General features: G+C 68.1%; 1 protein-coding gene. It reads right to left on the bottom strand.

Features of this window, described 5'->3' with window-relative positions; translation table 11 throughout:
* Positions 1 to 72 precede the first annotated feature (72 nt).
* Positions 73 to 276, bottom strand: a complete 204-nt coding sequence (locus tag ABD308_RS16030; protein WP_030289665.1) for a cold-shock protein — start codon at positions 274 to 276, stop codon at positions 73 to 75.
* Positions 277 to 796 lie beyond the last annotated feature (520 nt).

The following is a 796-nucleotide window of genomic DNA, read 5'->3' as shown; positions in this document are numbered from 1 at the left end:
GCACGGGCCCGCCGTGAAGCAAGAGGCGCACCAGCCCGATGGGCCGAGCCGAACTCCTGGGTGTCGGAAAGGTCAGACCGCCGCGCGGACCATGTCCGCCTGCGGGCCCTTCTGCCCCTGAGAGATCTCGAACTCGACCCGCTGGCCCTCCTCAAGGGTGCGGTAGCCGTCCATCTGGATCGCGCTGTAGTGGACGAAGACGTCCGCACCACCGTCGACCGCGATGAAGCCGTAGCCCTTCTCCGCGTTGAACCACTTGACGGTGCCCTGAGCCATTCCGAACTCCCCTAGTGCTGTGCTGGCCCTTCACGCCCCCGCAGGTCTGCGGACGCGGGTCTGGTTGGAGGCCGGCCCGGGGAACCCCCCCTGGGCGCGGCCGTGCACGCCGCTATCCTCCCGAGGCCGCCGAACGGTATCCGGCGAACGGGCGATTGCGTCGACCGCGGCTGAATGTATCCGGATCGACGCCCTCTGCAACAGGGCCAATGTCTGGGAATTCGCCCGGCGTTCCAAGGGACAGGACGGGCGCAATCGCCAGGAAAGCCGCAATTCCCACGGGACATAGCGGACGTATTACCCAAAATCCCGGCCAGAATTCTGACACCGGCCTGACATGTTTCCCGGGTCCCGCGCCCGCACCGGGCCTCGGGGGGCGGCCGGGGGCCGTGGTGGCGGTGCGGTGGATTCGTTCCCGGACGAGGGGGAGGGCGGCCCCCGTTCCCGGTCGAGCCACACTTTACTCCGAGCGGGACCGAAAATATTCCCGCCAAAATACGCGGCCGTCCGCGGCACGGAA

It is taken from the genome of Kitasatospora putterlickiae (assembly GCF_039527695.1).
Lineage (GTDB): Bacteria > Actinomycetota > Actinomycetes > Streptomycetales > Streptomycetaceae > Kitasatospora > Kitasatospora putterlickiae.
Note: the sequence above shows the minus strand (reverse complement) of the source record. Positions and strands in the feature narration are given on the sequence as shown.

Bases quoted from the DNA above. Each gene is read 5' to 3' on its own strand.
- ABD308_RS16030 (WP_030289665.1), bottom strand. From the start codon at position 276: ATGGCTCAGGGCACCGTCAAGTGGTTCAACGCGGAGAAGGGCTACGGC.